A 25,269-nucleotide genomic window follows, 5' to 3' on the forward strand; every position below is an offset into this window, starting at 1 on the left:
TCCTGCTACGACGACTACCGGAACCTCAGGGCGGTCGGCCCCTGCACCTTCGAGCCACGGCGCTGCTTCGCCGGCATGGCGGCGAGCTTCTCGCGCAGCTCGACGGCGTAGGCGGCGAGCGCCTCCACCAGGTCGGGGACCGAGGCGTGCGGCGGCTGGACGTCGACCCGCAGGCCGAACTCCGTCGCCGTCTCCGCCGTCTTGGGCCCGATGACTGCAACAACGGTACGGGCGTGCGGCTTCCCGGCGATGCCGACCAGGTTCCGCACCGTGGAGGACGAGGTGAAGAGCACCGCGTCGAAGCCGCCGGACTTGATCGCGTCCCGGATCTCGGCGGGCGGCGGGGCGGCCCGGACCGTCCGGTACGCGGTCACGTCGTCGACCTCCCAGCCGCGCTCGGTGAGCCCGGCGGCGAGGGTCTCGGTGGCGATGTCGGCGCGCGGCAGCAGCACCCGGCCGACCGGGTCGAGGATCTCGTCGTGCGGCGAGAACTCGGCCAGCAGCCCCTCGGAGGACTGCTCCCCCGACGGGATCAGCTCGGGCTGGATGCCGAACGCGCGGACGGCGTCGGCCGTCGCCTCGCCGATACAGGCGATCTTGACGCCGCCGAAGTGCCGGGCGTCCAGGCCGTGCTCCGCGAACTTCTCCCAGACCGCGCGGACCGCGTTGACCGAGGTGAAGATCACCCAGGCGTACCGGCCGTCGACGAGGCCCTTGACCGCCCGCTCCATCTGGGCCGGGGTCCGCGGCGGCTCGACCGCGATCGTCGGCACCTCGCAGGGGATGGCCCCGTACGCGCGCAGCCGCGCGCTCATCACACCGGCCTGCTCCTTGGTGCGGGGCACGAGGACCTTCCAGCCGTACAGCGGCCGGTTCTCCCACCAGCTCAGCTTGTCCCGCTGGCCGACGCCCTCGCCGACGGTGAGCACGACCCGGCCGGTGAAGCCGAGCGCCGCCGCGACGAAGGAGTCCACGGTCGACGTGGTGGTGTACTGCGTCTCGCCGGTGCCGTCCCCGGTCACCCCGACGCCGGTGGCGCCGTCCACCCCGGCGGCGAGCAGCCCGTCCCGGATCGCGGCGAGGTCGCCGGCGTCCACGGCCAGGGCGAGCGAGCCCCGGCCGACGGCTGCGGCGAGGGCGTCGAAGTCCAGCGTGCTGACGTCCTCGACGTCGGCCGCCGTGCGTACGCCGGGCAGCGGCACGCCCGCGTAGGTCGCCACACCCTCCGCCTGGCCGACGCCCGGTACCACCTCGAAGTGCGCGGCGGTACGCGCCACCGCCTGCACCTCCCGGACCACCGACTCGTGGCCGAACGGGTCGCCGGCGACCAGGTGCACCGCGTTCAGCCCGGACCGGGCCGCCGAGATCAGCACCTTCGCCACGTCGCCCGGCGCGCCCTCGGCCGGGGTGAACTGGGCGTCGGACTTGGCCTGGGCACGGACGGCGTCGAGCAGCGACTCGGGGACTCCCCGGTCGTACACCACCTGGTCGGCGTCGACCAGGGCGTCGTGCGCCCGGCGGGTCAGCAGGCCCGGGTCGCCGGGACCGGCCCCGACGAACGCGATACGGCCTACGGGCTTACGGGTGCGGGTCATTCTGTGCTCCCAAATTGCTGGGTCCCCGGGCCGGCGTGTCCTTCTTGGCCGAGGATCGAGTCGGCGCCGAGGTCGAGGAGTTCGGCGGCGAGTGCCTTGCCGATCTCCGCCGCGTCGGCGAGCGTTCCGGTGCGGGACAGCCGGAGGTCTCGCGAGCCGTCCGGGCTGATCACCGCCCCGCGCAGGTAGATCTCCTGGACAACATCGCCCTCGGCACCCGAGCCGGTTGGCTCGCCTTCGGCGACGACGGCGTAGGCGGCGACCGGAGCGGAGCATCCGGCCTCCAGGGTGGCCAGCAGCGCCCGCTCCGCGACGACCGCGGCGCGGGACGGTGCGTGGTCGAGCACGGCGAGCAGCTCGACCATGTCCGGGTCGTCGATCCGGCACTCCACCGCCAGCGCGCCCTGGGCGGGCGCGGGCAGCATCAGCATCGGGTCGAGCGTCTCGGTGATCACCTCGGTCCGCCCCAGCCGGGCCAGCCCGGCCCGGGCCAGGACGATGGCGTCCAGGTCGGCCTCCGGGCCGAGCACCCGGGCGAGGCGGGTGTCGACGTTGCCCCGGATCGGGGCGACCTCCAGCTGCATCCCGAGGGCGTGCAGTTGGGCGATGCGGCGCAGCGCGCCGGTGCCGACGGTCGCGCCGGGCGGCAGCTCGGCGAGGGTCCGGCCGTCGCGGGCGACCAGCGCGTCCCGCGGGTCCTCCCGGACCGGCACCGCCGCGATGTGCAGCCCGGCCGCCGTGGCGGTGGGCAGGTCCTTGTAGGAGTGCACCGCGAAGTCGATGGTGCCGGCGGTCAACGCGTCGCGCAGGGCGGAGACGAAGACACCGACGCCGAGCCGGTGCACCGGCGCGGACGATCGGTCGCCGGCGGTGACCACCTCGACCAGCTCGACCGGGCGGCCGGTGGCGGCGGTCAGGGCCTCGGCGACGTGGCCGGACTGGGCCATCGCCAGTTTGCTGCCCCGGGTACCGAGGCGCAGGGGAGTGCTCATCGCTCACCTCCGGTGGGCGGGACGTCGGCCGGGCCGGCCGACGACGGGAAGTCGGCGAGGCCGAACGGCGGTACGACGTCGCTGTCCACGACGTCGGGGACGGTGTCGACCGGCGACGTCTGCGGCACCTGGAGGTCGAACAGCTCGCGCAGCAGGGCCGCGTACTGGTCGCCGCCGGGCTCCGCGGCGAGCTGGCGGACCCGCACGGTGGGCTGGTGCAGCAGCCGCTGGACCACCCGGTGCACCGTCCGGGCCACCTCGGCGCGCTGGTCGTCGGTGAGGTCCGGGCGGCGCTGGGCGAGCCGGCGCAGCTCGGCGGTGACCACGTCGTCGGCGCGGCCACGCAGGGCGGCCACGGTCGGCGCGACGTCGGCCCCGCGCAGCCAGGTGAGGAAGGCCTCGACCTCGCCGGCCACGATCCGTTCGACGGCGGCGGCGTCGGCGGCGGCGGGACCGTCGGCGAGCAGCGCCGCCATCCGGTCGATGTCGATCACCTCGACGCCGGGCAGCTCGGCGACGCCGACCGCCACGTCGCGCGGCACGGCCAGGTCGAGCAGGACCAGCGGCCCCCGCCCGGGGTCGCGCCCGGCGAGCGCCCGGGTGACCACCTCGCGGGTGAGGACCGCTTCCGTGGCCGCGGTGGCGGCCACTACGATGTCCACTGTGGAGAGCGCGGTGGTGAGTTCCGTCATCGGCGCCGCGCTGGCCCCGTACGCCTCGGCCAGCCGGACGGCCCGGTCGGCGCCCCGGTTGGTGACGGTGACCGGCCCTGCACCCAGCCGGGACAGCGTGGCCACGCCCAGCGAGCCCATGGCGCCCGCCCCGACCACCAGCGCCGGGCGGCCGGCCAGGTCGCTGCCGAGGTGCTCGGCGGCCAGTTCCAGGGCGGCGGTGACGACGCTCTGACCGGCCCGGTCGATGCCGGTCTCCGCGTGGGCGCGCTTGCCGACCCGCAGCGCCTGCTGCATCAGCTCGTGCAGCAGGCGCCCGGCGGTGTCGGCCCCGGTCGCCGAGTGGTACGCGTCGCGCAGCTGGCCGAGGATCTGCGCCTCGCCCACGACCATCGAGTCCAGCCCGGCGGCGACCCGGAAGACGTGGTCCACCGCGGCGGCGTCGAAGTGCACGTAGAGGTGGTTGGCGAGCCCGGCCGGCTGGCACCCGGCCTGCTCGGCCAGCACGGCGCAGATGTCGCCGAGACCGCCGTGGAATCCGGACACGGCGGCGTAGACCTCCACCCGGTTGCAGGTGGAGACGAGCACGGCCTCGGTCACGTACGGCTGCGCGACCAGGCGGTCCAGGGTGCGGGTGAGATCGGCGGGGGCGACCGCGAGCTGCTCCAGCGTGGCGACGGGAGCCGTGCGGTAGGACGCGCCGACGACGAGCAGTTTCACGTGCCGATCGCCTCCTGAGGGTCGGTGACCGCGAGCCCGCCGGGCAGGGCGGTGAGGGCGGACCCGCCGGTGGCGGGAAGCGCGGTCAGCGATGCCTTGCGGTGCTCGTGGAAGGACAGGATCTGCAGCTCTATGGCCAGGTCGACCTTGCGCACGTCGACCCCCTCTGGAACCGAGAGTACGCACGGAGCGAAGTTCAGGATGCTCGTCACACCGACGGCCACGAGCTGGTCGGCGACCGCCTGGGCGGCCGGGGCCGGGGTGGCGATCACGCCGATGGCGATGGACTCCTCGACGGCGACCCGGGGCAGCTCGTCGATGTGCCGGACGACCAGCCCGCTGATCTCCTCGCCGACGCGTTCGGGGTCGGCGTCGAAGAGCGCGGCGATCCGGAAGCCGCGGCTGGCGAAGCCGTCGTAGCCGGCCAGGGCGTGACCGAGATTACCCACGCCGACGAGGGCGACCGCGCGGCGCTGGGTGAGCCCGAGCACGAACTCGATCTGGTCGACCAGCAGCGCCACGTCGTAGCCGACGCCCCGGGTGCCGTACGAGCCGAGGTGCGAGAGGTCCTTGCGGAGCTTCGCCGAGTTCACCCCCGCGGCGCTCGCCAGCCCCTCGCTGGACACGGTCTCGTGACCGCTTTCGGCCAGATTGTGCAGGGCACGGAGGTATTCGGGGAGCCGCGCGACGGTCGCCTCGGGCAGGTCCGGGAGCGCCGGTACGGCACCGGCGCGGCCGGGCGCGCCAGGGTGACGGTGCTGACTCATGAGACTCCGTGCGGTGCGATCCTCGGCCAGCTCCAGCGGCCGGCCGTTTCGGGACTCCCGCTGGCGACCGAGATTGCCGGCTGTGCTAGCAGGGCGCGTCGGAACTACAGAGTAGGCGCTTGTGAAGGCGTGCACAAATCGCGATCTTGACAGCTCGCGACGCGGCTCCACCTGGCCCTCCATCCCGCAAGATCGATACAGCGGCCTCCGCCGGCGCCGCACGGCGATTATTGCTCAATTACGACTTCTCTGACCAATCGCGCGAGCGCGGCTCGCCGCCGAATACGTCACGGTGCCGGCGGGCCCGACCGCCGGCACCGGGCCCACCGCCGGCCGGGCTCCGGGGCGCCGGCGGGCGCCGCCCGGAGGGCCACGGTAGGGACAGCCCTACGCCGGAGAGGCCGGCCGACGGGATGGGTCGGTCAGCCCCGCGCTGCCTAGCCTCGTGGTATGACCGCCGCACCCGTCGCCGCCGACCCGCCCACGTCGGCGCCGACCATCTCCCGTCAGCTCCTCCTGGACTCCGGCTACGTGCTGCTCGGCCTCCCCCTGGCCCTGGCCAGCTTCGTGGTCCTGCTGGCCGGCCTCGCGGCCGGCCTCGGGCTGGTGGTGACGGTGATCGGCCTGCCCGTCCTCAGCGGCACCCTGTACGCCGCCCGGGGGCTGGCCGACATCGAGCGGCTCCGCCTCCCCGCCGTGCTGCACCAGTCCCGGATCCGCCCGCAGTACCGGCTCCCCGAGCCCGGGGCCAGCGCCTGGCGGCGGATCTTCGTGCCCATGGGGGACGCGCAGTCCTGGCTCGACCTGGCGCACGGCATCCTCAAGCTGGTCGTGGCCGTCGCCACCTTCGCGGTCACGCTGGTCTGGTGGGCCGGCGCCGTCGCCGGATCGCTCTACTGGGCGTACGACTGGGCGCTGCCGCACGGCGACTCGGAGGACGTCGGCCTCCCCCAACTCCTCGGCCTGGGCGACTCGACCGTCGCCCGGATCGGGCTGCACACCGCGATCGGGCTGTTCTTCCTGATCACCCTGCCGATCGTGGCCCGCGGCTGCGCGCTGCTCCAGGCGAGCTTCGGCCGGGCCATGCTCACCGGCGTGGCGGAGATGCGCAACCGAATCACCGTGCTGGAGGAGCAGAAGCGGGCCGCCGTGTCCGCCGAGGCGAGCGCGCTGCGCCGGCTGGAGCGGGACATCCACGACGGCCCGCAGCAGCGCCTGGTCCGGCTCGCCATGGACCTCAGCCGGGCCCGCCAGCAGCTCGCCTCCGACCCCGACGCCGCGGCGCGGACCCTGGACGAGGCGGTCACCCAGACCCGGGAGACGCTCGCCGAGCTGCGCGCCCTGTCCCGGGGCATCGCGCCGCCGATCCTGGTCGACCGGGGCCTGCCCAGCGCCCTGGCGGCGCTGGCCGGGCGCGGCCTGATCCCGATCGAGCTGCGGGTGGACCCGGAGCTGGGCAGCCCCGCCGGTCGGCTCGACCCGGCGGTGGAGAGCACGGCGTACTTCGTCGTGGCCGAGGCGCTGACCAACGTCGCCAAGCACAGCCGGGCGACCGAGTGCCACGTCACCGTGGCCCGGCGCGACGGCCGGCTGGAGGTGGGTGTCGGCGACGACGGCCAGGGCGGCGCCCACCTGGCCAAGGGGCACGGGCTGGTCGGCATCGCCGACCGGGTACGCGCCGCCGGTGGCCGGCTGGACGTGGTCAGCCCCGTCGGCGGGCCCACCGAAGTCCGCGCCGAACTCCCGCTGTGACCCCGACGTGGTAGACAACTCAACCATGCGGATCGTGATCGCGGATGACGCCGTGCTGCTCCGGGAAGGGCTGGTCCGACTGGTCAGCGAGCGGGGGCACGAGGTGGTGGCCGCCGTCGCCGACGGCGAGGCGCTGGTGGCGGCGGTCGTCGCGCACCGGCCGGACGTGTCGATCGTCGACGTCCGGATGCCGCCCTCGCACACCGACGAGGGGCTGCGCGCGGCGGTGGAGGCCCGGCGGCTGGTGCCCCGCACCCCGATCCTGGTCCTCTCCCAGTACGTCGAGGTGTCGTACGCCGACGACCTGCTCGCCACCACCGGCGGCGGCGGGGGCGGGATCGGCTACCTGCTCAAGGACCGGGTGGCCGCGATCGACGAGTTCCTCGACGCCCTGGACCGGGTGGCCGCCGGCGGGACGGTGCTCGACCCCGAGGTGGTCGGCCAGCTCTTCGCCCGGCGCCGCCGCGACGACCCGCTGCGCGAGCTCACCCCGCGCGAACGCGAGGTGCTCGCCCTGATGGCCGAGGGCCGCTCGAACACGGCGATCGCGCGCACCCTGGTGGTCACGGACGGCGCCGTCGAGAAGCACGTCCGGAACATCTTCACGAAGCTCCAGCTCCCGCCCGACACGGAGCAGCACCGCCGGGTCCTGGCCGTCCTCGCCTACCTGCGCAACTGACCCCGCCGGTCAGGGCAGGGCGGCCGCCAGGGCCACGGCCTCGGTGAGGGTGTCGGCGACCGGGTGGCCGGAGGCGCGCAGGCGGGCCGAGTCGGTGAACCCGCCGGTGTAGAGCACGGCGCGACCGCCCACCGACAGGGCGGCGTCGGCGTCGTCGACGGAGTCCCCGATCAGCACCACGTCCCGGCCGGCCACGCCCAGCTCGGCCAGGTGGTTGCGGAGGGACTCGGCCTTGCGGTCGCCGCCGACGGTGGCCCGCAGCCCGTCCACCCGGACGAAGTGCCCGCTGAGCCCGTACGTCCGCACCGTCGGCACCAGTTCCTCGTGGAACCACATCGAGAGCAGGGACTGGTTGCCCCGCCACGCCGCCATCGCGACCGTGGCGTCGTGCGCCAGCTCACAGGTGGTCAGCCCGGCCCGGTACGCGTCGTGGAAGATCCGGTCCAGCCGGCCGAACTCGTCGTCGTCGACCGCCTGGCCGAGCACCTCGGCGTAGTAGTCGGCGATCGGCCGGCGGAACCTGACCCGGTGCTCGTCGGCGGTCACCGTGGGCCCGCCGACGCTGGCGAAGGCGACGTTGGTGGAGGCGACCACCAGGTCGAGGTCGTTGAGCAGGGTGCCGTTCCAGTCCCAGACCAGGTGGCGGTGCGCAGGGGTCATCGCAGCACCATAAACCGGCGTCACCGACCCGCCCTGGCCGGCCCGGCGGTCCCGGCGGCGCTACAACTGCGGGGTCGTCAGGTCCCGCAGCAGCCGCTCCTCCTCCACCCGCCAGTAGCCGTGCTCCTTGCCGTCGAGCAGCACCACCGGCAGGCGGTCGCCGTACTCGCGTTCCAGCTCGATGTCGTCGGTGACGTCCTTCTCGGTCCACCGGTCCCCGGTGACCGCCACCACCCGGTCCAGCGCCGCCTTCGCGTCCTCGCAGAGGTGGCAGCCGGGCCGGGTGATCAGGGTGAGTCGGGGCTCACGCATCGGTCTCCTCCGTGGTGCTGGTGCCGGCCTGGGCCGGCGGACGGTTCTCCGGCGACGCCGCCGGCGACGGCACCGGTGCCGCCGGGGACGACGCCGGCCGGAGCAGGGTCTTGCGTACCTTGCCGATCACCGAGTGCGGCAGCTCGTCGACGAACTCGACGGCGGTCGGGCACTTGAACCGGGCCAGGTTGCGGGCGCAGTGGGCGAGCAGCTCCTCGCCCGTGACCGGGCGCCCCGGCGCCGGCACCACGTACGCCCGGACAGTCTCGCCGGTCCGCGGGTGCGGCACACCCAGTACCGCCGACTCGGCCACGCCGGGATGGGCGGAGAGCACCAGCTCGACCTCGCGCGGGTACACGTTGAACCCGTTGACCAGGATCAGCTCGCCGACCCGGTCGACCAGGAAGAGGTCGCCGTCGGAGTCGGCGTACCCGACGTCGCCGGTGGCCCACCAGCCGTCGGCGTCCGGCCCGCCCCGGCCGTCCGGCCAGTACCCGGAGAAGAGGTTCGCCCCGCGCACCACGATCTGGCCCGGGTCCGTGCCCGGCGCGGCGTCGGCGAGGTCCAGCTCGTCGGCGTCCTCGTCCGGCTCGGCCACGCCGTCGCGCCACAGGTCGGCCCCGTCCGTCCCGACCAGGCGCAACTCGACGCCGGGCAGCGGGCGGCCGATCGAGCCGGCCTTCGGCTCGCCACCGACGAGGGTGGAGGTGAGCACCGGCGCGGTCTCGGTCAGGCCGTACCCGACGTGCACCGGAAGGCCGGCGACCTCGGCGAAGCGGGCCGCGACGGCCGGCTCCAGCGGCGCCGCGCCGCAGACCACGAGCCGCGCCGACGCCATGGCCGCGGCGACCGCGCCGGCGTCCGCCGTGGACCAGGCGGCCACCATCGACGGTACGCCGACCAGCACGCCGACCCGGCGGCGGGCGATCTCGGCCAGCCCGGCGTCGGGGCCGAGGTCGTCGACCAGCACCCCGGTCGCGCCATGGTGGACGACCGCGCCCAGCCCCGAGTTCAGCCCGTACGCGTGGAACAGCGGCAGCGCGAGCAGCACGGTGTCGCCCGGCCCGACGACCGGCGGGTCGATGCGGTCCACCTGCTCGTGGTTGGCCGCCAGCGCCCGGTGCGTGAGCATCGCGCCCTTCGGCCGCCCCTCCGTGCCGGAGGTGTAGAGCAGCACCGCCAGGTCGTCGCCGCCCCGGTCGGGGAACGGGCCGCCGCCCCCGCCGTCCGTCATGGGCGGGGCGCCGTGCACGGCGGTGAGCGCGGGGAGTTCCCCGGCGACGCCGGCGACGAGGTCGCGCACCCGCTCGGTGCCGATCAGGACCGAGGCGCCGGAATCGGCCAGCACGTGCCGCAGCTCGGGGGCGGTGAGGCCGGGGTTGACCGGCACCGCCACCAGCCCGGCGCGCAGCGCGCCCAGGTAGCCGACCACGAAGTCCGGCGAGTTGTTCAGCGCGATGGCGACCCGGGGCGGGTGCCGGTCGACGGCGGCGGACGGGCCCGCCGTCGCCCCGGCGGCCGGGGTCCCGGTCGGTGCCGCCCCGTCGGCCCGGTCCTCGGTCGGTGCCGCTCCGGCGGGCGGATTCCCGGTCAGGTCCGCCAGGGCCCGGGCGGCGGCGGTCACCGAGGCGTCCAGTTCGGACCAGGTCAGGGTCCGCTCGCGCCAGTGCAGCGCGGGTCGGTCGCCGTGGGCGACGGCCGCCCGGCGGACCCGGTCGGCGAGGTTCGACGCGATGCTGTCGGATGCGTCCTGCACGGTGGCTGAGTCTGGCACAGCGCCGGGCCTCGGGCCATGCCCGCGACGGCCCGGGCCGCGCCCGAGGGGCCGGCGGGCGCGCCGGCGCCGCGGCGAGTCCCGCCGGCAGGACGACCGGGGCGCACGGACGAGACGGATCGAGTCCCGTGTACGGGACATGCCGGCGCGCCGTGTCATGCGGGACGCTCCTGAGTCGACCGCCGCGTCACCCGTCCGCCCCGCGCCGGCCGGCGTGCCCGCTGAGCTGGAAATCCCTTCGGAATCACGCGGCAATCCGAATGTCAACCGCACGCGACGGACAACCGGTCCGCCATTTGTGCGACGCGGCGGGAAATACTTCCGCCCTGTGTAACGGACTTGCCACGCGCGGGTGACGTTGGCCCTATCATCACTCGGGTCGGCTCACCCCATTTGCCGTGAGTCGACACCCCTCAGCCCGAGGAGGCCCCCGTGCCTGTGAGCGCATTGGACCAGCACCTCAAGGGGATCTGCCGCCCGTCGGCACACCCCGAGCCAGCCCTGCCCGACCGCCCGGGTGGCGGCGCCGCGACGCGCCGACCGGCGCGGTCCGCGGCCGGCGGGACGGAGGCGGCGCGGTGACCACCTTCGGATACGCGGAACGGCCACTCGGCCTGACCAACCCGGCGACCCGCACCCCGCTCAACGAGCGGTCCGCCACCAGGGGCCCACTGGACGACACGGGCAGCCTCGCGGTCCGCGGCGAGGGCACGTCGAGCCGGATCCGCCACCGGCCGCACCACAACGAGCCGCCACCGCGTCCCGCGACGCCGGGGGGCAACGTCAAGCCGGCCGGCGGCCGGGTGGTCGTGCCGGCCCGGCCCACCATGCCGGCGCAGGGCCGCCGCACGACGGAACCGTCGACGGCGTCCGAGCAGTCGGCCGCGGAGACGGCCGTGATCCCGGCGGTGCCGGCGACCGCCGTGGCTCCCGCCGCCTCGACGGGCTTCCCCAGCCGACCGGACCCGTCCGACCCGGCGACCGAGGTCTGGGCCCTGGTCGAGCGCGCCCAGGCGGGCGAGTCCGAGGCGTTCGGGCTGATCTACGACCGGTACGTCGACACGGTGTTCCGGTTCGTCTACTTCCGGGTCGGCAACCGCCAGCTCGCGGAGGACCTCACCTCCGACACCTTCCTGCGCGCCCTCAAACGGATCGGCAGCTTCACCTGGCAGGGCCGGGACCTCGGCGCGTGGCTGGTCACCATCGCCCGCAACCTGGTGGCCGACCACTTCAAGTCCGGCCGCTACCGGCTGGAGGTGACCACCGGCGACGTGCTGGACGCCGACCGCGAGGACCGGGGCCCGGAGGGCAGCCCGGAGGCGGCGGTCGTCGAGCACATCACCAACGTGGCCCTGCTCAGCGCCGTCAAGCAGCTCAATCCCGAGCAGCAGGAGTGCATCGTGCTCCGCTTCCTCCAGGGGTTCTCCGTTGCCGAGACGGCCCGCGCGATGGGCAAGAACGAGGGCGCGATCAAGGCGTTGCAGTACCGCGCGGTACGAGCGCTGGCGCGGCTGCTGCCGGACGGCTTCCAACCGTAGTCCCGTCCACGAGACCGACGGGCGTCGATCCCCGTTCGCCCAGCTCGCTGCCCTTTTCGCGCGGTGACGACAATCACTTTCCGTGATTTCGCCCCCGGTGGGCCCGTAACCCATGCCCGGTGCGGACCGTTTCTCCGGGTGCGACCGGTGTAGCCCCGGCATCCCCCCGGGTCCCGAGGTCCGGCAGCGTGGCCGGCCACGACCTTCGTTCGTGGTGTCACGCCGTCACCGGTCGCTGGCGACGACAGCGGCCGACCGGCCGTGACCAGCGAGAGGAGGTGCCTGCGGTGGACAGCGACCTCTTCTCCCGTCGGCGCGCGGAGCGCTTCGCGCAGCTTCTCGACGAGGCCAACGGCGGCCGGCGACACCACGTCCGCTCCCGCGCCGACGACCAGCTCGCCGCGCTCGTCGCCGTCGGGCAGCGGCTCGGCGCCGCCCCGCCGGCCGTCGAGGTGGACCCAGAGTTCCGCACCGGGCTGCGCGCCATGCTGCTGGCCACGGCCGAACGCGAGGGCATCGGCGCCCCGGCGACCGCCGCCGCGCCGGAGCCGGCCGCCGCCGACACCGGTCGCGGCCGCCTGCTGCCCGCCGTCACCGCCCGCCGGGCCCGCGCCCGCGGCGCCATCCTGGTCGGCATCGCGGCCGGCGCGGTCGCCCTCTCCGGCATCTCCGCCGCGAGCGAGAACGCGGTCCCCGGTGACGCGCTGTACGGCATGAAGCGCTCGACGGAACGGGCCCAGCTCGCGCTGGCCAGCTCGGACATCAGCCGAGGTCAGCTCTTCCTGGACTTCGCCCGCACCCGGCTGGCCGAGGCCGCCGCGCTGCGTGGGGACCGGGACGGCTACAGCGCCGTGCTGGACGACATGGACGCGGGCACCCGCCAGGGCGTACGCCTGCTGACCACCGCCGCCGTGCAGCGCTCCGACCTGGCGGCGCTGGACGCGGTCAACTCCTTCCTCACCGGGCAGCGGCGGGCGGTCGGGGACCTCCTCGACGCCGGCACCCGGGCCGACCGGGACCGGACCCGCCGCTCGCTGGCCCTGCTGGACGCGGTCCGCAAGCGCTCCGACGCGCTCCGCGCGGCGATCTCCTGCGGCCTGCCCGCCCCCGTCGGCAGCGACTCCCTCGGCCCGGCCCCCGCCACCTGCCCCGGCGACCGCTGACCTGTCCGGCGCGCCGTCCGCGCCACAGTTCACCCGCCGGGCGGCCGTCGGCAACCGTCGCCCGGCTACCCTCGACCAGTGGCAGGCGCACGCCGCGCCCGGTCAGCAGAGGGAGGTCGCGTGGCCCGCAGCCGCAAGGTGACGGTCAGCACCGACGTCCACGGTCACACCGCCGGCTGGGCGGAGACCGACCTGGCGCCCCTGGCTCCGCCGCAGCCGGATCCGACCGCGGCGGCCTTCTTCGACGTCGACAACACGATGATGCAGGGCGCGTCGATCTACTGGTTCGCCCGGGGCCTCGCCGCGCGCAAGTACTTCACCACGACCGACCTGGCCCGGTTCGCGTGGCAGCAGCTTCGCTTCCGGCTGCTCGCCACCGAGCACGCCGGGGACATGTCGCAGGCCAAGGAGGCCGCCCTCGCGTTCGTCGAGGGCTGGCGGGTGGACGACGTGGAGCGCCTCGCCGAGGAGATCTTCGACGAGCTGATGGCCCCCCGGATCTGGGGCGGCACCCGCCAGCTGGCCCAGCGGCACCTGGACGCCGGCGAACGGGTCTGGCTGGTCAGCGCCGCGCCCGTGGAGATCGGCCGGGTGATCGCCGCCCGGCTGGGCCTGACCGGCGCCATCGGCACGGTCGCCGAGGTGGTCGACGGGGCGTACACGGGTCGGCTGGTCGGCGACCTGATGCACGGCCCGGCGAAGGCCGAGGCGATCACCCAGCTCGCCGCGGTGGAGGGGCTGGACCTGGCCCGCTGCACCGCCTACAGCGACTCCTGCAACGACCTGCCGATGCTCTCCACGGTGGGTCGGGGGGTGGCGGTGAACCCCGACGCCGCCCTGCTCAGGGAGGCCCGGCAGCGCGGCTGGCAGGTACGCGACTTCCGCACCGGCCGGCGCGCCGTGAAGATCGTGGTGCCGTCCACCGCCGCCGCCGGGTTGCTGGCCGGGGCGGTCACCGCCGGCATGGCCCTGCACCGGCGTCGCCGCAGCGGCTGACGTCGCCGGCCGCCCGCGTCACGGGCCGAACGGGTCCGGCCGGCGTTCGAGCAGCTTGTGCAGGGTCTGCTGGATCGTCTCCCGCACCTGGTCGGCCAGATTGAACACCACGAGCGGGTCGTCGGCGGAGTCCGTCAGGTGCGCGGTGGGGATCGGCGGGCAGAACTCGATCAGCCACTTGCTCGGCAGCGGCACCATGCCCAGCGGCCCCAGCCAGGGGAAGGTCGGGGTGACCGGGAAGTAGGGCAGCTTGAGCAGCCGCGCCAGGGGCTTGATGTCGGCGAGCATCGGATAGATCTCCTCGCCGCCGACGATGGCGACCGGCACGATCGGGGTGCCGGTGCGCAGCGCCGCCGAGACGAACCCGCCCCGGCCGAAGCGTTGCAGCTTGTAGCGCTCGGCGTAGAGCTTGCCGATGCCCTTGAAGCCCTCGGGGAAGACGCCGACCAGCTCGCCGTTGCCGAGTAGCCGCTCCGCGTCCGGGTTGCAGGCGACCGTCCCGCCCGTCTTGCGGGCGAGCTCGGAGACGACCGGCATCCGGAAGACCAGGTCCGCGCCGAGCAGCCGCAGGTAACGGTGGGCCGGGTGCTGGTCGTGCAGGGCGGCCGAGAGGATCAGCGCGTCCAGCGCCACGGTGCCGGAGTGGTTGCCGACGACCAGGCCGGCGCCCTCGGCGGGCACGTGCTCCAGGCCGGTGACCTCGGTGCGGAACCAGTCCCGGTAGAGCACCCGCAGCAGCGGGTGGAAGATCGCCTCGGTGATCTCCGGGTCGAAGCCGAACTCGTCGACCTCGTAGTCGCCGGAGAGCCGGCGGCGCAGGAACGCGAGCCCCTTGGCGACCCGGCGGTCCCAGTGGTCGCCCGGTCGGTCCGGCACCGCCGGCCCGGTCGTCGCCGGCACGTCCCCGGCCCCGCCCGGCCGGTCGGACTCCGTCGCGGCCGGCTCGTCGGGCTCGTCCGTGGCACCCGACGCGACAGGCCCGCCAGGCTCGTCGCTGCTGCCAACAGCGGCCGCTACCGGCTCGTCGGTGGCGGCGGTGTCCGGCTCGTCGGCCGTGGCAGCCCGGCGCCCGTTCGCCCGCGCCGGCTCCGCGCCCGGCTCGGCGACGGTCAGCGGTACGTCGTAGCGGCCGTCGCGCCGCTCCTCCGGCGCGCTCACGAGCGCTCCCGCACGGCGGCCCGGACCTGCCGGATCCCCTCCAACACGAGGTGCTCCGCGGCCGCCAACTGGTCCCGGGTCACCACGACGCCACCGTGGTGGGCGCGGATGAAGTCGTCGAACGCGGCGGCGGTGGTGCGGGGCGTGAAGCCGTACTCCCGCTCCAGGCGGGAGGTGTCGACGACCCGGCCGTGCACGAAGAGGTCGACCTGGTCCAGGCCGTAGCGGCCGAAGCCGAGGTTGCGGGCGAACGCGACGGCCCCGGAGAGGCCGGGCTCCAGCACCGGCACGGCGACCCGGCCGGCCCGGCGGATCGCCTGGGAGAGGGAGAGCACCCCGGGACCGGCCACGTTGTACGTCCCCGGATGGTCCTCGACGATCGACCGGTGCAGCACCTCCAGCGCGTCGTCGAAGTGCAGGAACTGCAGCCGGGGGTCGCGGCCGAACACGGTGGGCACGACCGGCTGGGAGAAGTAGCGGGTGAGGGTGGTGTCGGCGGTCGAGCCGATGAAGGGCGCGAAGCGCAGCACCGTGGCGGTGACGTCGGGCCGGCGGCGGCGGAAGCCGCGGACGTACCCCTCGATGTCGAGGATGTCGCGGCCGAAGCCGCCGCGCGGCACCTCGCGCGGCTCGGTCTCCTCGGTGAAGACGGCCGGATCGCGGAACGACGCCCCGTACGCGGCCGTCGAGGAGCGGACCACGAGCTTGCGCAGCCGGGGCGCCCGCTGGCAGGCGGCGAGGAGCTGCATCGTGCCGATGACGTTCTGCTCCTTCATCGCCGCGCGACCGCCGTGCTGCTGGTCCGGGGCGGTGACGAGGGCGAGGTGGACCACGGCGTCGACGTCGAGGTCGGCGAGGAGACCGCCGAGCGAGCCGGCGTCGACGCGGACGCGCTCGACACGGTCGAGCAGGTCGGTGAACTCGGCGGCCGGCTCCGCCGGATCCACGCCGATGACCCGCTCGATGCGCGGGTCGGCGGCGAGCCGGGCGGCGACGTGCGCGCCGAGGTAGCGGCTGACCCCGGTCACGACGACGACCCCCGGGGCATCTGGGGTGCCACCGGGGGTCATGTCGCGCACCTCCCCCGGCAGGCGGGATCGAGCCGGGACATCCACGGCCTGATCACCTGAGCCTCCGAGGGTCGACAGTTGGCAAGTGACGACGGGTGCCGGGCAGCGGCCCGGCCCCGGTCACTTGCCGAGACGGCGACGCTGGACGCGGGTCTTGCGCAGCAGCTTGCGGTGCTTCTTCTTAGCCATGCGCTTGCGGCGCTTCTTGACCACCGAGCCCATACGAAAGCCTTTCGATGCAACATGCGGGGCGACCGGATGACACCGTCGGGTGCCGTCTACGACCGCGTGCGGACAGCGGACCGGGCCAGCGGGACATGCGGCGGGGCGCATCTGCGGTCACGGTCGGGGTCCAGGGTAGCGGGAGAGCGTCAGCAGGACCAACGCGCCCCCGTCGATGCCCGTTACGTCGCACTCGACGGGTGGCCCGCGGGCGGCTCAGGCGGTTTCCTGAAAGGCACCCCGCAGGTATTCGTGCACCGCGTGTTCGGGAACCCGGAACGACCGGCCGACCCGGACCGCGGTGAGCTCACCGCTGTGCACCAGGCGGTAGACCGTCATCTTCGACACCCGCATGACCGTCGCCACCTCGGCGACGGTCAGGAACTTGACCTCCGACAGTCGACCGTCGGACTGCGACCCGGCCATGGCTCACCGACCCATCCCATGCCCGGCGCGTGCCACCGGACGGGATCCTCCCCGCCCGGACCGGCGACGCGCGTGTTACCAGTACGGTAGCGGGGCGGCTGTGACCGGCGCGATCCCTTCGTACAACTGATCATGGTTCGCGGGGCCGGTCCACCCGACCGGCTACGTCGTTGTCGAACCTGTTGCGCCCGACGTCCGGTCGGTCCTCATTCCGCCGTGGCGCGAGCACCGGGGAGCCGAGCACGGCCAGGGGCGGTGACCGTTACGGGACGGGTCGTCTTCCGGGCCGCCCACCCCGCGGCGCCCCGTGCAGCCGGTGGCCCGCGGCGCGTCCGGCGCCGCCCGCCACGCCTCGCCGCGCTCACGAGCCGCCCCCGCCGCGGAAAGGCGCCCGGTGGTTCCGGCGGCGCCACCGGAACCACCGGGCGGGTGCCCCGGGCCGCTTCCGGACGCGGACCGGGGCTCCGCGCTGGGAGCGGCACCAGTGTGTCAGGTCGGCCGGCGCCGCCCGACAGCGGTCGATCATGAACGCTCCCGACCGCCCCCTGGGCTGCGCCGTCAGGCCAGCGGCGGCAGGCCCGCGTCGGCGATGCGCTGCCGCATGGGCCGCCGGTGGTCGCCGACCACCACGCCGTCGCGGACGGCGGGCCGGTGCGGCCCGCGCCACGAGCCCGCGTCGACGCCCGACGACGCACCGCCCGGGCGACGTTCGGCCTGCGCCGGTCAGGCGGCGTCGGACGACGCGCCGGTCAGGCGGCCACGGCCCGGACGTACGCGACGCACTCGTCGTGCAGGGCGCTCCACGGCTCGCCGAAGGTCGCCTCGGCCGCGTCGGCCACCGGGCGACGCTCGTGCACCACCGCCGCGAAGAAGGCCAGCAGCCGCTCCGGGCCGAACCGGTCGACCAGGTGCCGGACGGCCAGGTAGGAGATGCCGTAGCTGCCGCTGACCCGCTCGGCCGGCGCGTCGTCGGCTGGGTTGAGGCCGTCGAGCCGCCCGTCCCAGCCGCCGGTCAGCCGCCGCACCTCGGCCAGTCCCTCGTACCGGTCGACCGGCTGGCCGTCGGCGCCGGCGTGCTCGGCCAGCCCCTCGACCAGCCACCAGATGCCCTTGCCCGGGTAGCCCCGCTCGGGCAGCGAGGCGGCGTGAGTCAGCTCGTGCCGGAGGAGGTCGTCCACCCCGCTGGACACCAGCCCGTCGGCGTTGAGCACCACCTCGTGGTGGCCGCCGCCTACGGTGACCGCGTACCCGCCGGTCCACTTCGGCCGGTCCCCGCCGTACCAGCGCTGCCACTCCGCGCGGCCCGCGTAGAAGACCCGGTACCGGTCGGGCGGCCGGCCGCCGACGGCGTACGTGTCGGCGACCGTGGCGGCCGCCTCGGCCTGGGCGAGCAGGCCGGGCAGGTGCCGGCGCAGGGCGGGGGTGGTGGCCACCAGGGTGCGCGGGCCGACGGCGACGGCCAGCTCGCTGACCTCCCAGGGCCGGGTGCCGGCCTCCGCCGATCGGGACGGCTCCACGGCGAGCAGCCGGGGCCGGTCCCCCGCCCGCCAGCGGGTGCCGGTCAGCACCCGGCTGGTACGGCAGTCCGGCACGACGAAGCAGTACCGAAACTCGACCGGCAACCGCCACTCGCCGGGCCGGCCCTCGACCGGGGTGGGCAGGCCGGTCGCCTCGGCCTGCCAGGCGGTCACCCGCAGCGCCCGCAGCGCGGCGTACCGGCGGCGCAGGTCCGGGTGCGCGACGGGTTCCGCGACGGCCAGGAAGCCGGCCCGGTCCCCGGCGAGCAGCGCGGCCGACTGCCGCGCCAGCTCCGCCGTCATCCGCTCGCCGAGCTGGCGGGCGGCCCTCGTGGCGGGGTCGTCGGCCCGGGTGTCGGAGGCCCCCGGCACCGGCCCGGCGTCGTCGCGCGCGGCGCCGGCCAGCAACGCCGTGGACAGGCCGCAGGTGACCATCACCACGACCGCCGCGAGCGCCGCCCAGAGCGGCCACAGCCGCCGCGACGCCCGCTCCGGCGGCGCCACCGGCAGCGCGACGGGACCGGGCTCGGCCGACGCCGTGGGCACGGTCGGCAGGCCCGGCCCGACGGGCGCGGCCGGGGCGCCCGGCATGGGCGGCTCGGTGGGCGTGGACGATGCGGCGGATGGTGTCGTCGCGGTGGCCCGCGCGTCGTCCGTCGCCGGCCGACCGTCGGCCTCAGGCTGCCCGTCAGTCACCCGGCGAAGGGTACGACCATCCGATCGCCCCGGCGACCACCGCCACGGCCCGACGCCGCCCCCGGGCGGGTCGCGCCGCCACCCGCGGCGACGCGGGCCGGCGGGCCCGCCGGGTGGGCTCAGGCAGGGCGGCCCGACCGCCGGAGCAGGGCGACGGTGAGCGCCCAGACGACGACCAACGCGACGCCGGCCAGCGGCCGCCCGAGCAGGGCGAGCATCCCGCCGCCGGCCACGAACCAGGCGGCCTGGAACGCGTGCTTGCCCGCCGCCGGCAGCGGCACCCGGGCCTTCGGCGAACCGAAGACGCCCCAGAGCGCGGCCAGCAGCAGCGGCACGGCGACGGCGGCGGCCAGCCGGGCGGGTGTCCCGGCGTCCCACGACCAGCCCCACCAGCCGCCGATCGCCAGCACGGCCAGTTCGAGCAGGAAGAGCAGCAGCAAGAGCAGGGCGTTCATCGGCGCTCCTCCCGGGATTCGGGACCGGAAGCGCCACTCGACGCGGTGACCGGTCCGTCGGTGTCGACCTCGGGCGTACCGGGACCGCTGGGGGTGACGGTGGTCGATCCGGACGGCTACCGCCTGGTGCGGAGCACCCGGGGCTGGTCGAACGTCTGAGTCACTTCCTGCTGAGCACGGCCCGGCCGAAGAAGGCCAGGTTGGACGGGCGCTCGGCGAGGCGGCGCATCAGGTAGCCGTACCACTGGTCGCCGTAGGGCACGTAGGTGCGCACGGTGTAGCCCTCGCCGACCAGCCGGGCCTGCTCCTCCGGCCGGATGCCGTACAGCATCTGGAACTCGAACCGCTCGGGGCCGCGGTCGAACCAGCGGGCCCGGTCCTCGCCGATGGCGATCAGGCGCGGGTCGTGGGTGGCCAGCATCGGGTAGCCGTCGCCGGACATCAGGATGTTCATGCAGCGGACGTACGACTTGTCCACCTCGCGGGCGGACTGGTAGGCCACCGACTCCGGCTCCTTGTACGCGCCCTTGCACAGCCGCACCCGGGACCCGGCCGTGGCCAGCTCGCGGCAGTCCGACTCGGTCCGCCGCAGGTACGCCTGGAGCACCGCCCCCGTGGACGGGTGGTCCTTGCGGAGCTTGGCCAGGATGTCCAGGGTCGAGTCGGTGGTGGTGTGGTCCTCCATGTCCAGGGTGACCGTGGTGCCCGCCTCGTCGGCCGCGGCGCAGATCGCCCGGGCGTTGTCGTAGGCGAGCTGCTCGTCGAACATCTGGCCGAGCGCGGAGAGCTTGACGCTCACCTCGGCCGCCGGGGTCAGCCCCGCGCCCGAGAGCCGCGTCAGCAGCCGCAGGTATTCGTCCCGGGTGGCGTTGGCCTGCTCGGGGGTGACGGTGTCCTCGCCGAGGTGGTCGAGGGTGACCGCGAGACCGTCGTCGACGAGTTCGCGGGTCGCGCGCAACGCGTCGTCGGTCTTGGCGCCGGCCACGAACCGGCGGACGAGGTCCCGGGTGACCGGGGCCGTCGCGACGAGCCGCTCGACCTGGGATGACCGGGAGGCGGCGAGGATGACGGAACGGAGCATGGACCGAGCGTAACGCCCGACGACGCCCGCGCGCCGGGCGGCGGCGGCAGTACCCGCGCCCAGGTCCCAACCGCATCACATGCCTTACCCGGGGGCGGACGGCACTGGTGTCCATCGGTTACAACCATGACGTGGAACATCGCCCCCGCCGCCGGCTCCGGTCGGCCTCCGTGCAGCTCGGCGCGCTCACCGCCCTGGCGCTCGCCCTCTCCGCCTGCAACACGACCTCCGACGACGACGATGACGACGACTGCGCCCTCGGGCCGGTCGGCGGCGGCACCGTGGCCATCGCGCTGCGGGTGCCCGAGGTCACCGCCGGCGGCACCGCGCCGGAACCGGTCACCGCGGCCGTCCCCGACCGGGGCGGCTTCGGCACCCACCTCGCCGCCTGCGGCGGCTGACGTGCGCCGGGAGTCCGTCACCCCCCGCCCCGGCTGGGACGCGACCATCCGCTCGCAGGGCCTGGTGTACGTCGACACGGAGCTGCCCGACGGCGGGATCATGTCGTACTGGGACGAGACCGCCGCGTACGCCTTCGAGCTGGACGAGGTGCTGCGGCTGGAGGAGGCGACGGAGGAGCTGCACCGGATGTCGGTGGCGGCCGCCGAGCACGTCGTCGCGCGCCGCCGCCACGCCGAGTTCGGCATCCCGGACTGGGCGGCCGAGGCCGTGGCCCGGTCGCTGCGCGAGTCGCCGCCGACCCTCTACGGGCGCTTCGACCTCTGGTACGACGGCAGCTGGCCCCCCAAGCTGCTGGAGTACAACGCCGACACCCCGACCGCCCTGGTCGAGGCGAGCATCGTCCAATGGTACTGGCTGGAGCACACCCGGCCGGAGCTGGACCAGTGGAACAGCCTGCACGAGCGCCTCGTCGGCGCCTGGGCGAAGATCGGCGCCGGCCTGCACGACCGGCGGGTGCACGTGGTCTGGTCGAACGAGGAGGAGTCCGGCGAGGACCAGATGACCGCCGGCTACCTCGCCGAGACCGCCCGGCAGGCCGGGCTGGACGTCGTGTTCCAGCCCGTCCAGGAGATCGGCTGGGACGGGCGACGCTTCGTCGACGCGGCGGGCCAGCCGGTCACCACCTGCTTCAAGCTCTATCCCTGGGAGTGGATGCTCGCCGAGCCGTACGGGTCGCTGGCGCTGAGGCCGGGCACCCCGACCACCTGGATCGAGCCGGCGTGGAAGCTGCTGCTGTCGAACAAGGCGCTGCTCGCCGTGCTCTGGGAGCTGTACCCCGGCCACGAGCTGCTGCTGCCGGCGTACCTCGACTCGCCGCGCGGCATGTCCGAGTACGTCGCCAAGCCGCTGCTCGGCCGGGAGGGCGGCTCGGTGCGGATCGTCACCGGCGCCGGGGAGATCACCAATCCGGGGATCTACGGCGACGAGGGCTTCTGCTACCAGGAGTTCCGCGCGCTGCCGGAGTTCGAGGGCAACCGGATGGTGCTGGGCAGCTGGGTGGTCGACGGCGAGTCGGCCGGTGCGGGGCTGCGGGAGAGCGCGAGCCTCATCACCGACGGCTACGCGCGGTTCCTGCCGCACTACATCGACGCACCACGCGGCTCCTGAGTCGTCTACCGTTGGGGGCGTGAACTTCGACGCGTACGCCCGGACCGGCGTTGACCTCGTCAACGCCCGCCTGGACGACCTCGACGACCTGCGGGCCCTCTTCCCCGACGACAACGCGTGGATGCGTGACGAGGTGGCGGAGCGGGACCTCGCGACCTTCCGGCGGGCGCAGAAGCGCCTGCGCGACGTCTTCGAGTACGGCACCTCCGGGCGGGACGCCCAGGCGGTGGCCGAGCTCAACGCCCTGCTGGAGGCGTTCCCGGTGCAACCCCGCATCTCCGGGCACGACTCCAGCGACTGGCACATGCACGTGACCAGCCGGGGCGCCTCGGTGAGCGCCGAATACCTGGCCGGCGCGGTCTGGGGCCTCTCGGTCTGGCTCTGCGAGTACGGCAGCGCCCGGTTCGGGGTCTGCGCCGACGAACGCTGCGGCAACGTCTACCTGGACACCTCGTCCAACTGCTGCCGGCGGTTCTGCTCGGAGCGCTGCGCGACCCGCTCGCACGTGGCCGCGCACCGGGCCCGCAAGCGCGCCGCGGTGGGCGAGCAGGCCGGCGCCGCCAGCAAGGAATCCCTCACCACGGTCGCCTGACGCCCGGCCCGGGTCGGCCACCCGCCCGGGCCGGGCCGGGCTGTCGACCGGCGCCCTCGACCGGCTCGCGGCGCGGCGCGGCCCGCCGCGCCCGGCCTCCTGCCGCGGCCCCGCCCGACCCGCGTGGTTGGATGCCGCGTCGAGGGTCGGCGCGTCAGGCGTCGACGGGGGACGGGGTGCCGAGGTGCTGGCGGGCGAACTCCAGCGCCTCGCGCAGGTCGGCCTCCCGCACCGCGCGGCTCTTCGCGCCCCGGGTGGTGACCTCCACGGCGACCGAGCCGGTGAACCCCCGCCCGGCGAGCGAGGAGAGCAGCTCGGCGCAGGGCTGGTTGCCGCGCCCGGGCACGAGGTGCTCGTCGCGCCCCTCGCCGGTGCCGTCGCCGAGGTGGACGTGCGCCAGGCCGGCGCCCATCCGGTCGGCCATCGCCATCGCGTCGGTGTGCGAGGCGGCGCAGTGCGACAGGTCGAGCGTGTAGGAGGGGTAGCCGGTCTCGGTCGGGTCCCAGCCCGGGACGTACGGGACGAACTGCCGGCCGGCCATCCGGACCGGGTACATGTTCTCCACCGGGAGGCGCAGCTCCGGGAACTCGCCGGCGATCCTGGCCAGCCCGTCGGCGAAGTTGCGCGCGTAGTCGCGCTGCCAGGTGAACGGCGGGTGGACCACCACGGTGGGCGCGCCGAGCGTCGCCGCCATCTCCGCGGACCGGCGCAGCCGCTCCCACGGGTCCGGGCTCCACACCCGCTGGGTGACCAGCAGGCAGGGCGCGTGGACGGAGAGCACCGGGACGCCGTAGTGCTCGGCGAGCCCGCGCAGCGCGCCGACGTCCTGGCTGACGGCGTCCGTCCAGACCATCACCTCGACGCCGTCGTAGCCGAGTGCCGCGGCCAGCTGGAACGCCGCCGCGGTCCGCTCAGGGAAGACCGAGGAACTGGACAGGAGCACGGGGACGCGGGAAGTCACACCATCGAGGGTAGCCGGGGTCGATTGACACCTCATGACGAGAACCCGCAAAGCGCCCGTATCACCCGGAACCGAGCTGGTCGAGCCGGCGCAGGATCACGCCCTCGCGCAACGCCCACGGGCAGATGTCCAGCGCCTCCACGTCCAGCCGGCGCATCGCCGCCTCGGCGACCACCGCCCCGGCGAGCAACTGGTGGGCCCGGCCCGCGCTGACCCCCTCCAGCTCGGCGAGCTGGGCCGGCGGGATGTGCCGGATGAACCCGAGCACCTGCCGCAGCCCGCGGCGGGTGAGCCGGCGGGGGGCCCACAGGCCCGCGCCGGAGGGGGCCGCACCGGCCAGCCGGGCCAGGGTCCGGAACGTCTTCGAGGTGGCCACCGGCCGTTCCCAGCCCACCGCGGTCATCCGCGCGACGACGGGCTCCAGCAGGCCGTCGGCGTACGCCCGCAGCTCGTCGACCGCCTCGGCCGGCGGCGGCGCCGCGCTGTCCGGTGCCACCCGGAGCCGGTCCCGGGTCAGCCGGCCGGCGCCGAGCGGCAGCGACACCGCCTCGGCCGGGTCCTCGTCGATGCCGGCCGCGATCTCCAGCGAGCCGCCGCCGATGTCCAGCACCAGCAGCCGCCCCGCCGACCAGCCGAACCAGCGCCGCACCGCGAGGAAGGTCAGCCGCGCCTCGTCCGCGCCCGGGAGCACCTCCAGGCGTACGCCAGCCTCCTCGCGGACCCGGGCGAGCACCTCGGGGGCGTTGGTGGCGTCCCGCACGGCGGAGGTGGCGAACGCGATCAGGTCGTCGGCGTCCAGCCCGGCGGCGGCCGCCCTGGCCATGCTGACCGCCTTGACCAGGCCGTCCGCGCCCGTCTCGGTGAGCGCGCCGTCCGGGCCGATCTGCTCGGCCAGCCGGAGCACCACCTTCTCCGAGTGCGCCGGCCACGGGTGCGCGCCGTGGTGGGCGTCGACCACAAGCAGGTGCACCGTGTTGGAACCGACGTCGAGGACACCCAGTCGCATGTCCAAGACACTAGGGGCAACACGATCGCGCGGCTCGGCGGACCGGGCCGGGCTCCGGGCGTACGCTGGGCCGGGTGACAGGGCAGATCGAACTCCGAGTGCTGGTGGACGACCCGGACGACCCGCGCAGCCGCGAGGTGCCGCTGGACTTCCCGCGGGAGTGGATCGAGTTCGCCGACCCGGCGGACGAGAACCACCTGGTCCGGGCCGACCTGACCTGGCTGCTCTCCCGCTGGACGTGCGTCTTCGGCCGGGGCTGCCACGGCATCGTCGCCGGCCGGGCCGCCGACGGCTGCTGCTCGCACGGCGCGTTCTTCACCGACTCCGACGACGAGCAGCGGGTCCGGGCCGCGGTGAAGCGGCTGAGCCCGGCGACGTGGCAGCACTTCCGTCGCGGGTTCAAGAACTGGACCGAGAACGACACGATCGACGGCAAGAACCCGGCCCGCCGCACCGCCACCCAGGCGGAGGACGGTCCGTGCGTCTTCCTCAACGACGCCGACTTCCCGGGCGGCGCCGGCTGCGCGCTGCACGCCCAGGCGCTGCGCGACGGGGTGCACCCGCTGGAATACAAGCCGGACGTCTGCTGGCAGCTGCCGATCCGCCGCGACCAGGAGTGGGTCAAGCGGCCGGACAACACCAAGGTGCTGGTCTCCACGCTGTCCGAGTTCGACCGGCGGGGGTGGGGCGCCGGCGGGCACGACCTGGACTGGTGGTGCACCTCCTCCACCGACGCGCACGTCGGCGCCGAGCCGATGTACGTCTCCTACGGCCCGGAGTTGACCGCGCTGATCGGCGCGCCCGCGTACGCGAAGCTGGCCGAGCTGTGCGGGGCGCGCAGCCGGCAGGGCATGGTCGCCCCGCACCCGGCCGACGGCGCCTGACCGCCACCGCAGC

Annotated in this window: 25 protein-coding genes and 1 pseudogene; 9 read left to right on the forward strand and 17 right to left on the reverse strand. The window is 75.0% G+C overall.

Annotation, left to right across the window (positions count from 1 at the left end; genetic code table 11):
- Nucleotides 1-14 precede the first annotated feature (14 nt).
- From ABZ793_RS16070 to ABZ793_RS16085, 4 genes are read right to left on the reverse strand one after another with little or no spacing between them, the layout of a single operon-like run.
- Nucleotides 15-1,595, reverse strand: coding sequence for a uroporphyrinogen-III synthase (locus ABZ793_RS16070; RefSeq protein WP_357457454.1), 1,581 nt, complete (start codon nt 1,593-1,595; stop codon nt 15-17).
- Nucleotides 1,592-2,587 (reverse strand): hydroxymethylbilane synthase, encoded by a 996-nt coding sequence (gene hemC / locus ABZ793_RS16075; RefSeq protein WP_357457456.1) that lies wholly within the window; start codon nt 2,585-2,587, stop codon nt 1,592-1,594. The genes ABZ793_RS16070 and hemC overlap by 4 nt, the downstream gene beginning before the upstream one ends.
- On the reverse strand, nt 2,584-3,978 hold the full coding sequence (locus ABZ793_RS16080) for a glutamyl-tRNA reductase (protein ID WP_357457458.1): 1,395 nt from the start codon (nt 3,976-3,978) through the stop codon (nt 2,584-2,586). Before ABZ793_RS16080 ends, hemC begins: the two co-directional genes overlap by 4 nt.
- Nucleotides 3,975-4,745, reverse strand: coding sequence for a redox-sensing transcriptional repressor Rex (locus tag ABZ793_RS16085; protein ID WP_357457460.1), 771 nt, complete (start codon nt 4,743-4,745; stop codon nt 3,975-3,977). Before ABZ793_RS16085 ends, ABZ793_RS16080 begins: the two co-directional genes overlap by 4 nt.
- Nucleotides 4,746-5,195: 450 nt before the next feature.
- Here ABZ793_RS16085 and ABZ793_RS16090 point away from each other — a divergent pair, with 450 nt between their 5' ends.
- Both ABZ793_RS16090 and ABZ793_RS16095 read left to right on the forward strand, forming a co-directional pair.
- Nucleotides 5,196-6,497 carry a sensor domain-containing protein gene (locus ABZ793_RS16090; RefSeq protein ID WP_357457462.1) on the forward strand — a complete coding sequence of 434 codons (1,302 nt, stop codon included), beginning with the start codon at nt 5,196-5,198 and terminating at the stop codon, nt 6,495-6,497.
- Between the two features lie 25 nt (nt 6,498-6,522).
- The gene (locus tag ABZ793_RS16095; protein WP_357457464.1) at nt 6,523-7,176 is read left to right on the forward strand and encodes a response regulator transcription factor; all 654 of its coding nucleotides are present in this window, start codon (nt 6,523-6,525) and stop codon (nt 7,174-7,176) included.
- A 9-nt stretch (nt 7,177-7,185) separates the two neighbouring features.
- On the opposite strand, the gene ABZ793_RS16100 is transcribed toward ABZ793_RS16095, so the two are convergent.
- The 3 genes from ABZ793_RS16100 to ABZ793_RS16110 are packed head-to-tail and all read right to left on the reverse strand — an operon-like array spanning nt 7,186 to nt 9,904.
- The gene (locus ABZ793_RS16100) at nt 7,186-7,836 is read right to left on the reverse strand and encodes an HAD hydrolase-like protein (protein ID WP_357457466.1); all 651 of its coding nucleotides are present in this window, start codon (nt 7,834-7,836) and stop codon (nt 7,186-7,188) included.
- A gap of 60 nt (nt 7,837-7,896) precedes the next feature.
- Nucleotides 7,897-8,148: a glutaredoxin family protein gene (locus ABZ793_RS16105; protein WP_350707036.1), complete on the reverse strand. Its 252-nt coding sequence runs from the start codon at nt 8,146-8,148 to the stop codon at nt 7,897-7,899.
- Nucleotides 8,141-9,904 (reverse strand): AMP-binding protein, encoded by a 1,764-nt coding sequence (locus tag ABZ793_RS16110; protein WP_357457468.1) that lies wholly within the window; start codon nt 9,902-9,904, stop codon nt 8,141-8,143. Before ABZ793_RS16110 ends, ABZ793_RS16105 begins: the two co-directional genes overlap by 8 nt.
- A 596-nt stretch (nt 9,905-10,500) precedes the next feature.
- Here ABZ793_RS16110 and ABZ793_RS16115 point away from each other — a divergent pair.
- The 3 genes from ABZ793_RS16115 to ABZ793_RS16125 all read left to right on the forward strand — a co-directional run bounded on the left by ABZ793_RS16115 (nt 10,501) and on the right by ABZ793_RS16125 (nt 13,619).
- Nucleotides 10,501-11,460 carry an ECF subfamily RNA polymerase sigma factor, BldN family gene (locus ABZ793_RS16115; protein ID WP_357457470.1) on the forward strand — a complete coding sequence of 320 codons (960 nt, stop codon included), beginning with the start codon at nt 10,501-10,503 and terminating at the stop codon, nt 11,458-11,460.
- 287 nt (nt 11,461-11,747) lie between these two features.
- Nucleotides 11,748-12,623, forward strand: a complete 876-nt coding sequence (locus tag ABZ793_RS16120) for a DUF5667 domain-containing protein (protein ID WP_357457472.1) — start codon at nt 11,748-11,750, stop codon at nt 12,621-12,623.
- Nucleotides 12,624-12,743: 120 nt separating this feature from the next.
- A complete protein-coding gene (locus tag ABZ793_RS16125) occupies nt 12,744-13,619 on the forward strand; it encodes an HAD-IB family hydrolase (RefSeq protein ID WP_357457474.1) in 876 nt (291 codons plus the stop codon).
- An 18-nt stretch (nt 13,620-13,637) separates the two neighbouring features.
- Here ABZ793_RS16125 and ABZ793_RS16130 read toward each other — a convergent pair whose 3' ends face one another.
- The 8 genes and pseudogenes from ABZ793_RS16130 to ABZ793_RS16165 all read right to left on the reverse strand — a co-directional run bounded on the left by ABZ793_RS16130 (nt 13,638) and on the right by ABZ793_RS16165 (nt 20,244).
- Nucleotides 13,638-14,519, reverse strand: coding sequence for a lysophospholipid acyltransferase family protein (locus ABZ793_RS16130; protein ID WP_357457599.1), 882 nt, complete (start codon nt 14,517-14,519; stop codon nt 13,638-13,640).
- Between the two features lie 254 nt (nt 14,520-14,773).
- Complete coding sequence (locus ABZ793_RS16135; protein WP_357457476.1) at nt 14,774-15,847, reverse strand: NAD-dependent epimerase/dehydratase family protein; 1,074 nt, start codon at nt 15,845-15,847, stop codon at nt 14,774-14,776.
- Nucleotides 15,848-15,967: 120 nt separating this feature from the next.
- Nucleotides 15,968-16,069 carry an AURKAIP1/COX24 domain-containing protein gene (locus ABZ793_RS16140; protein ID WP_007465623.1) on the reverse strand — a complete coding sequence of 34 codons (102 nt, stop codon included), beginning with the start codon at nt 16,067-16,069 and terminating at the stop codon, nt 15,968-15,970.
- 216 nt (nt 16,070-16,285) lie between these two features.
- A complete protein-coding gene (locus ABZ793_RS16145; protein ID WP_007465625.1) occupies nt 16,286-16,495 on the reverse strand; it encodes a helix-turn-helix domain-containing protein in 210 nt (69 codons plus the stop codon).
- A 387-nt stretch (nt 16,496-16,882) separates the two neighbouring features.
- Nucleotides 16,883-17,022, reverse strand: a pseudogene (locus ABZ793_RS16150) (ABC transporter ATP-binding protein); the annotation flags it as partial.
- 222 nt (nt 17,023-17,244) lie between these two features.
- Nucleotides 17,245-18,708 (reverse strand): hypothetical protein, encoded by a 1,464-nt coding sequence (locus ABZ793_RS16155; RefSeq protein WP_357457478.1) that lies wholly within the window; start codon nt 18,706-18,708, stop codon nt 17,245-17,247.
- 119 nt (nt 18,709-18,827) lie between these two features.
- Nucleotides 18,828-19,163 carry a YrdB family protein gene (locus tag ABZ793_RS16160; RefSeq protein ID WP_357457480.1) on the reverse strand — a complete coding sequence of 112 codons (336 nt, stop codon included), beginning with the start codon at nt 19,161-19,163 and terminating at the stop codon, nt 18,828-18,830.
- A 160-nt stretch (nt 19,164-19,323) separates the two neighbouring features.
- Nucleotides 19,324-20,244, reverse strand: coding sequence for a proline dehydrogenase family protein (locus ABZ793_RS16165; RefSeq protein WP_357457482.1), 921 nt, complete (start codon nt 20,242-20,244; stop codon nt 19,324-19,326).
- A 131-nt stretch (nt 20,245-20,375) separates the two neighbouring features.
- On the opposite strand from ABZ793_RS16165, the gene ABZ793_RS16170 reads away from it, so the two are divergent.
- The 3 genes from ABZ793_RS16170 to ABZ793_RS16180 are packed head-to-tail and all read left to right on the forward strand — an operon-like array spanning nt 20,376 to nt 22,405.
- Nucleotides 20,376-20,645, forward strand: coding sequence for a hypothetical protein (locus tag ABZ793_RS16170; protein ID WP_357457484.1), 270 nt, complete (start codon nt 20,376-20,378; stop codon nt 20,643-20,645).
- Between the two features lies 1 nt (nt 20,646).
- The gene (locus ABZ793_RS16175; protein WP_357457486.1) at nt 20,647-21,813 is read left to right on the forward strand and encodes a glutathionylspermidine synthase family protein; all 1,167 of its coding nucleotides are present in this window, start codon (nt 20,647-20,649) and stop codon (nt 21,811-21,813) included.
- Between the two features lie 19 nt (nt 21,814-21,832).
- A complete protein-coding gene (locus ABZ793_RS16180; protein ID WP_350707015.1) occupies nt 21,833-22,405 on the forward strand; it encodes a CGNR zinc finger domain-containing protein in 573 nt (190 codons plus the stop codon).
- Between the two features lie 154 nt (nt 22,406-22,559).
- Here the strand turns inward: ABZ793_RS16180 and ABZ793_RS16185 are convergent, their stop codons facing one another.
- Nucleotides 22,560-23,366, reverse strand: coding sequence for a sugar phosphate isomerase/epimerase (locus tag ABZ793_RS16185; protein ID WP_357457488.1), 807 nt, complete (start codon nt 23,364-23,366; stop codon nt 22,560-22,562).
- 61 nt (nt 23,367-23,427) lie between these two features.
- Nucleotides 23,428-24,372: a Ppx/GppA phosphatase family protein gene (locus ABZ793_RS16190; RefSeq protein WP_357457490.1), complete on the reverse strand. Its 945-nt coding sequence runs from the start codon at nt 24,370-24,372 to the stop codon at nt 23,428-23,430.
- Between the two features lie 74 nt (nt 24,373-24,446).
- On the opposite strand from ABZ793_RS16190, the gene ABZ793_RS16195 reads away from it, so the two are divergent.
- The gene (locus tag ABZ793_RS16195; RefSeq protein ID WP_350707009.1) at nt 24,447-25,256 is read left to right on the forward strand and encodes a hypothetical protein; all 810 of its coding nucleotides are present in this window, start codon (nt 24,447-24,449) and stop codon (nt 25,254-25,256) included.
- Nucleotides 25,257-25,269 lie beyond the last annotated feature (13 nt).

Source organism: Micromonospora sp. NPDC047465 (assembly GCF_040643125.1).
Taxonomy (GTDB): domain Bacteria; phylum Actinomycetota; class Actinomycetes; order Mycobacteriales; family Micromonosporaceae; genus Micromonospora.